Raw genomic sequence first — 7,158 nt, 5'->3', positions numbered from 1 at the left:
GAAGAACTGTAGTTCTTGACTTTTCATTATCGTCCATGTAGAATCATTTTTGGGCTCTTTAAAAAAGGACGATAATACTTTTAAAGTTTAAATATAAAAGAAAATTGCTCCCTACTTATTACTTTATGTGATGAGGGGAGCAATTTTCTTTTTTGTTTTTTGTTTAGAAAATAAAAAGAGTCTAACAATAAGATGGATACAGTGTTATCTACATACGTTGCGCTTTGCAACGGTGATTATATAACAGCAAAATAGAAGGGAGCTTTTTCATGACTAAGTATATTTTTGTAACAGGCGGTGTAGTATCGTCTTTAGGAAAAGGTATTACAGCAGCATCTCTTGGAAGACTTTTAAAAAATCGTGGTTTAAATGTAACGATTCAAAAGTTTGATCCATACATTAACGTAGACCCAGGGACTATGAGCCCATACCAACACGGTGAGGTATTCGTAACAGATGATGGCGCAGAAACTGACTTAGACCTTGGTCACTATGAGCGTTTTATCGACATTAACTTAAACAAATACAGCAACGTAACAACAGGTAAAATTTACTCTTCAGTTCTTCAAAAAGAGCGTCGCGGTGAATATTTAGGAGGAACAGTTCAAGTTATTCCTCACATTACTAACGAAATTAAAGAGCGCGTATATCGTTCTGGCCGTGAAACAAATGCGGATGTTGTTATTACAGAAATCGGTGGAACTGTTGGTGATATCGAGTCTCTACCATTCTTAGAAGCAATCCGTCAAATTAAGAGCGACATCGGTCGTGACAATGTAATGTACATTCACTGTACGTTAATCCCGTACTTAAAAGCAGCGGGTGAAATGAAAACAAAACCAACACAACATAGTGTTAAAGAACTTCGTAGCTTAGGTATTCAACCAAATATTATCGTTGTTCGTACAGAACTTCCTGTTTCTCAAGATATGAAAGACAAGCTTGCATTATTCTGTGACATCGATACAAAAGCAGTTATCGAAGCTCGCGATGCAGATACTTTATATGCGGTTCCATTATCTCTTCAAGAACAAAACATGGACCAAATCGTTTGTGATCACTTAAAATTAGACAATCCAGCTGCAGATATGACAGAGTGGACTGCGCTAGTTAACAAGGTACGTAACCTTTCTAAGAAAACAAAAATCGCTCTTGTTGGTAAATATGTAGAACTTCAAGATGCATATATTTCTGTTGTAGAAGCACTTCGTCATGCTGGTTACTCATTCGATACAGATGTAGAAGTAAAATGGGTAAATGCTGAGCACGTAACAGCAGAAAATGTACAAGAATTAGTAGGAGACACAGATGGTATCCTTGTACCAGGTGGCTTCGGCGATCGTGGTGTAGAAGGTAAAATCGTTGCGATTCAATATGCTCGTGAAAACAAAGTTCCATTCTTAGGAATTTGCTTAGGTATGCAACTTGCATCAATCGAATTCGCACGTAATGTATTAGGTTTAGAAGGTGCTAACTCTTCTGAAATTAACCCTGATACACCATACGCAATCATTGACCTATTACCAGAACAAAAAGATGTAGAGGACCTAGGTGGTACACTTCGTCTTGGTCTATACCCATGTAAGCTTTCTGAAGAAACAAATGCTTACAATGCTTATAATGAGCCGGTTGTATATGAGCGTCATCGTCATCGTTATGAGTTCAACAACCAGTTCCGTCCGGATATGGAAAAAGAAGGATTCGTATTCTCTGGTACAAGCCCAGACGGTCGTCTAGTTGAAATCATTGAATTAAAAGACCACCCTTGGTTCGTAGCAGCACAGTTCCACCCAGAACTTGTTTCTCGTCCAAACCGTCCACAACCATTGTTCCATGACTTCGTAAGAGCTTCTATTACGAATAAAGAGAGCAAGTAATAAAAAAAGCGCCGTCACTTTAAAGTGACGGCGCTTTTTTTAATATTCGTTTAACATTTCATCGATTGTAAATTTGATTCCGTGATAAGCAAATAAAGCCACTATTAAGCTTGGGAACCCGTAGCGATTACCTTCATCGTCTGGAATAAGGCCTTTTAACAGTTTTGTATCAATATGTACGTCTGTATATTGTTCCAGTGATTTCGTACCTTCTTGAAGAGCAGAAATGCCGACAATAGAGTGTCCCTCTTCTTGTAGTTTTTTTGCAATTTCTACAACTGCTTCATCTGTTGAAAAACGGCTAATAAGAAGTACACGATCCGCAGAGGTTACTTCTGCTTCTTTACCATTTTCAAATAAGCGTTTTGCTTGCTTCATTGGTTCAGCACCGAATAGTGCTTCGGTAACAACACCATCCATTTCATTTGTACCATATAAATAAATGAAACCATCGCCAATTAGTGCTTGAGCAAGTAAACGAGCGCTATCTTCTATATTCATTTCTTCTTTTTGAGAAACTCTGGAGAAATAACCACTTAATTGAGTTGAAAAAATTTTTAACATAATGTTACTCCCTTCGTACGTGTTTGCCGGCTTTCATTATAGTTTATTTTTTTAGAAAGGTGAAATCGTAGGGTAGCATAACAAAATAGGAAACGGTAAAATAAGAAAGAATAGGAAGGAATTTGCCAAAGAATAGCGAAAATAAATCGTTAAGATATAAGAAGCTTTAAATCTTGTACTTACACAGAAAGGTTGGGAATTATGGAAGGTAAAATTTTAATCGTTGATGATCAATATGGGATTCGTGTGTTATTACATGAAGTGTTCCAAAAAGAAGGTTATCAGACATTCCAAGCAGCGAATGGATTTCAAGCTTTAGATATCGTGAAAAAAGATAATCCGGATTTAGTAGTATTAGATATGAAAATTCCAGGCATGGATGGTATAGAGATTTTAAAGCATGTAAAAGAAATTGATGAGAGTATTAAAGTCATTTTAATGACTGCTTATGGAGAGCTTGATATGATCCAAGAAGCAAAAGATTTAGGTGCTTTAATGCATTTTGCTAAACCATTTGATATTGATGAAATTCGTCAAGCTGTGAGAAATGAGCTCGCTGTAGAGGCGTAAAAATGAATTTTTTATAAAAAATATGGAAAAAAGCGTTTACATGGACTATTGTGCAGGTGAATACGGTTGAGTTTTTGAGTACAAGTTGTTATCCTATTGAGTGTAGAAAAAAGTCCGGTATGTAGATATACATATTTTACCTTATTCTGGTCATACTACCAGCGATAAGAACTTATCGGATACAAAAAACGTTTTTTAGGAGGATTCACCATGCCTTTAGTTTCTATGAAAGAAATGCTAAACAAAGCACTAGAAGGAAAATACGCAGTTGGTCAATTCAACATGAACAACTTAGAGTGGACTCAAGCTATCTTAGCTGCTGCGGAAGAAGAAAAATCTCCTGTAATCCTAGGTGTATCTGAGGGTGCAGCTCGTCATATGACTGGTTTCAAAACAGTTGTAGCTATGGTTAAAGCTTTAATCGAAGAAATGAACATCACTGTTCCTGTAGCGATTCACCTTGACCATGGTTCAAGCTTCGAAAAATGTAAAGAAGCAATTGATGCAGGTTTCACATCTGTAATGATCGACGCTTCTCACCACCCATTCGAAGAAAACGTTGAAACTACTAAACAAGTAGTAGAATACGCACACGCTCGTAACGTATCTGTTGAAGCTGAGCTTGGAACAGTTGGCGGACAAGAAGACGACGTAATCGCTGAAGGCGTAATTTACGCTGATCCAGCAGAGTGTAAGCACCTTGTTGAAGCAACAGGTATCGATTGCCTAGCTCCAGCTTTAGGTTCTGTACACGGTCCTTACAAAGGTGAGCCTAACTTAGGATTCGCTGAAATGGAACAAGTTCGTGACTTCACTGGCGTACCTTTAGTATTACACGGTGGTACTGGTATCCCAACTGCTGATATCGTAAAAGCTATCTCTTTAGGTACTTCAAAAATCAACGTAAACACTGAGAACCAAATCGAGTTTACAAAAGCTGTTCGTGAAGTATTAAACAAAGACCAAGAAGTTTACGATCCTCGTAAATTTATCGGACCTGGCCGCGACGCTATTAAAGCAACTGTTGCTGGTAAAATGCGTGAGTTCGGTTCTAACGGTAAAGCGTAAGAATAAAATTCCGTTTTGGAAACCGTCTAGTCTTTTAGACGGTTTCCTTTCGTTGTATAATGAAAGCGTGAACAAGTCGAAAGATTTTATCATTTTTGGTTTTTAAATAGAAAATAATGTGCATAGTCCTATTAATAAATGTGATAACGTATCTAAATTGATAAAGTGAATTCGATGAATAGTTGATCTTTATCTATTCGTGCTACAGGAGAAATGAAGATAATGGTTTCCTATTTATCCCGCATTAAAGGGCAGTAAGACCCCCACCTCAAAATTTAGTGGAAGCAAAGAAGTTAGGTGGGGGTCTTACTGCCCGTAAAAGCCCGATTGGTTCAACTAATAACCAGTGGGGGATAAACACCCCCGACTAATTAAAGTTTCACTTTATTGAGTTTTGGGATGGAAAGAGTAATTGAGATTCTTAAGGGGAGCTTTCTATAAAAATATAGAAAGTAAATACATTCACAAGAAGGGAGCTCAATATGGAAAAATTGCTAATTGAAGGCGGAAGAGCTTTAAATGGAACAATTCGAGTAAGCGGTGCAAAGAACAGTGCCGTTGCATTAATTCCAGCGACAATTTTAGCAGATACTCCAGTAACTATTGGTGGTGTCCCTAATATTTCGGACGTGAAAATGTTAGGAGACTTACTAGAGGAAATTGGAGGGAAAGTAACTTATGGACAGGAGGAAGAGATGGTAGTCGATCCTTCTAACATGGTTGCAATGCCTTTGCCAAATGGAAAAGTGAAAAAGTTGCGCGCTTCTTATTATTTAATGGGTGCGATGCTTGGCCGTTTTAAAAAAGCTGTTATTGGGCTTCCGGGTGGATGTCATTTAGGACCGAGGCCAATTGATCAGCATATTAAAGGGTTTGAAGCGCTGGGTGCACATGTTACAAATGAACAAGGTGCCATCTATTTAAGGGCAGATGAACTACATGGAGCACGTATTTATTTAGATGTTGTTAGTGTGGGAGCTACGATTAATATTATGCTAGCAGCTGTACGAGCGAAAGGTAGAACTGTTATTGAAAATGCAGCGAAAGAGCCCGAGATTATTGATGTAGCTACATTGTTAACAAGCATGGGAGCACGTATTAAAGGTGCTGGTACAGATGTAATCCGAATAGATGGTGTGGACTCTTTACATGGTTGTCACCATACTATCATCCCAGATCGTATCGAAGCTGGTACGTATATGATTCTAGGAGCTGCATCAGGAGGAGAAGTAACGGTTGATAACGTTATTCCTCAGCACTTAGAATCAGTTACTGCAAAGCTAAGAGAAGCTGGTGTTCAAGTTGAAACGAACGATGATCAAATTACGGTGAACGGTAATAGAAAGTTAAAAGTAGTTGATATCAAAACGCTTGTATATCCAGGTTTTCCAACAGATTTACAACAGCCGTTTACGACGCTTTTAACAAAAGCGCACGGGACGGGAGTTGTAACAGATACAATTTACGGTGCCCGTTTCAAACACATTGATGAATTACGTCGTATGAATGCTCAAATTAAAGTAGAAGGTCGTTCGGCAATTGTAACTGGTCCTGTGTTACTGCAAGGTGCAAAAGTGAAGGCGAGTGATTTACGAGCGGGAGCGGCACTTGTTATTGCAGGGTTAATGGCAGATGGAATTACAGAAGTAACAGGACTTGAGCATATTGATCGAGGTTATGAGAATATAGTGGACAAGCTTAAAGGGCTTGGAGCAAACATTTGGCGAGAACAAATGACAAAACAAGAAATTGAAGAGATGAAGAACGCATAAGTGATACTTCCGCAAGGGGGAAGCGAAGCATCACTACTTGCGGAAGTACACTTTATAGAAAAACACGGTTCACAAAATACGGCAGAAATATAAAGACTTAAAGGAGAGGGATTATTGTGGAAAGAAGTTTATCTATGGAGTTAGTACGTGTAACAGAGGCTGCAGCATTATCATCAGCGCGTTGGATGGGGCGCGGGAAAAAAGATGAAGCAGACGGTGCAGCAACATCAGCTATGCGTGATGTATTTGATACAATTCCGATGAAAGGTACAGTTGTAATTGGTGAAGGTGAGATGGATGAAGCACCAATGCTATATATCGGAGAGAAATTAGGTACAGGATATGGACCACGTGTAGACGTTGCAGTTGATCCTTTAGAAGGGACAAACATCGTAGCAGCTGGTGGCTGGAATGCTCTTGCTGTTATTGCAATTGCAGACCATGGTAATTTGTTACATGCTCCTGACATGTACATGGATAAAATCGCGGTTGGCCCAGAAGCAGTTGGGGCGGTCGACATTGATGCGCCTATTATTGATAACTTACGTGCAGTTGCGAAAGCGAAAAATAAAGATATTGAAGATGTTGTAGCGACAGTTTTAAATCGCCCACGTCATCAAGAAATTATCGAAGAAATTCGTAAAGCTGGTGCTCGTATTAAATTAATTAATGATGGAGATGTAGCTGGAGCGATTAATACAGCGTTTGATCGTACAGGTGTAGATATTTTATTTGGATCTGGTGGAGCACCTGAAGGTGTATTAGCAGCAGTTGCTTTAAAATGTTTAGGTGGAGAAATTCACGGAAAACTATTGCCACAAAACGAAGCTGAATTAGCGCGTTGTAAAAAAATGGGCATAGAAGACATTAATCGTATCCTTCGTATGGAGGACTTAGTAAAAGGTGACGATGCAATCTTTGCAGCAACAGGTGTAACAGATGGAGAACTATTACGCGGTGTTCAATTTAAAGGTAGCGTAGGAACAACGCAATCTCTTGTTATGCGTGCGAAATCAGGCACAGTTCGCTTCGTAGATGGTCGTCATAGCTTAAATAAAAAACCGAACTTGGTTATTAAGTAAAAGGTGGAAGCGGCTCGCTCAGAATCGCAGGACATTGGAACTCTCGACCTTGAAGCGCTCTTTGCTTCGAGTGAGAGAGTGAAATGACCGGAGATTCTAGCCGCTGGAACTGGATTTAAGTAAAAAGCGTAAGCAGCTTGCTCAGAAGGGGAAGGCATTGGAACTCCTGACGAAGAGGCGTTTTGTGCCTCGCAGGAAGGGGTGAAATGACTGACCCTTCTAGCC

Annotated in this window: 6 protein-coding genes; 5 read left to right on the top strand and 1 reads right to left on the bottom strand. The window is 39.2% G+C overall.

What is annotated here, in order from left to right; translation table 11 throughout:
• The first annotated feature begins 269 nt into the window (after positions 1 to 269).
• A complete protein-coding gene (pyrG, locus tag MR160_RS32225; RefSeq protein WP_000170448.1) occupies positions 270 to 1,877 on the top strand; it encodes a CTP synthase in 1,608 nt (535 codons plus the stop codon).
• Between the two features lie 39 nt (positions 1,878 to 1,916).
• On the opposite strand, the gene MR160_RS32220 is transcribed toward pyrG, so the two are convergent.
• Entirely contained in the window at positions 1,917 to 2,441 is a 525-nt protein-coding gene (locus MR160_RS32220) for a DUF2529 domain-containing protein (protein WP_000912391.1), read from the bottom strand.
• Between the two features lie 201 nt (positions 2,442 to 2,642).
• On the opposite strand from MR160_RS32220, the gene spo0F reads away from it, so the two are divergent.
• The 4 genes from spo0F to glpX all read left to right on the top strand — a co-directional run bounded on the left by spo0F (position 2,643) and on the right by glpX (position 6,933).
• Positions 2,643 to 3,011, top strand: coding sequence for a sporulation initiation phosphotransferase Spo0F (spo0F, locus tag MR160_RS32215; protein ID WP_000398594.1), 369 nt, complete (start codon positions 2,643 to 2,645; stop codon positions 3,009 to 3,011).
• 210 nt (positions 3,012 to 3,221) lie between these two features.
• Entirely contained in the window at positions 3,222 to 4,079 is an 858-nt protein-coding gene (locus MR160_RS32210) for a class II fructose-bisphosphate aldolase (protein ID WP_001131856.1), read from the top strand.
• Positions 4,080 to 4,561: 482 nt separating this feature from the next.
• On the top strand, positions 4,562 to 5,851 hold the full coding sequence (murA, locus tag MR160_RS32205; protein WP_000413248.1) for a UDP-N-acetylglucosamine 1-carboxyvinyltransferase: 1,290 nt from the start codon (positions 4,562 to 4,564) through the stop codon (positions 5,849 to 5,851).
• A gap of 116 nt (positions 5,852 to 5,967) precedes the next feature.
• Positions 5,968 to 6,933, top strand: a complete 966-nt coding sequence (glpX, locus tag MR160_RS32200; protein ID WP_000442340.1) for a class II fructose-bisphosphatase — start codon at positions 5,968 to 5,970, stop codon at positions 6,931 to 6,933.
• Positions 6,934 to 7,158: the final 225 nt, after the last annotated feature.

Source organism: Bacillus cereus group sp. BfR-BA-01382, from assembly GCF_022663475.1.
Lineage (GTDB): Bacteria > Bacillota > Bacilli > Bacillales > Bacillaceae_G > Bacillus_A > Bacillus_A thuringiensis_S.
Note: the sequence above shows the minus strand (reverse complement) of the source record. Positions and strands in the feature narration are given on the sequence as shown.

Excerpts from the sequence above, each read along its gene's own strand:
- pyrG (WP_000170448.1), top strand. The coding sequence starts at position 270 with ATGACTAAGTATATTTTTGTAACAGGCGGTGTAGTATCGTCTTTAGGA.
- MR160_RS32220 (WP_000912391.1), bottom strand. The coding sequence starts at position 2,441 with ATGTTAAAAATTTTTTCAACTCAATTAAGTGGTTATTTCTCCAGAGTT.
- spo0F (WP_000398594.1), top strand. The coding sequence starts at position 2,643 with ATGGAAGGTAAAATTTTAATCGTTGATGATCAATATGGGATTCGTGTG.
- MR160_RS32210 (WP_001131856.1), top strand. The coding sequence starts at position 3,222 with ATGCCTTTAGTTTCTATGAAAGAAATGCTAAACAAAGCACTAGAAGGA.
- murA (WP_000413248.1), top strand. The coding sequence starts at position 4,562 with ATGGAAAAATTGCTAATTGAAGGCGGAAGAGCTTTAAATGGAACAATT.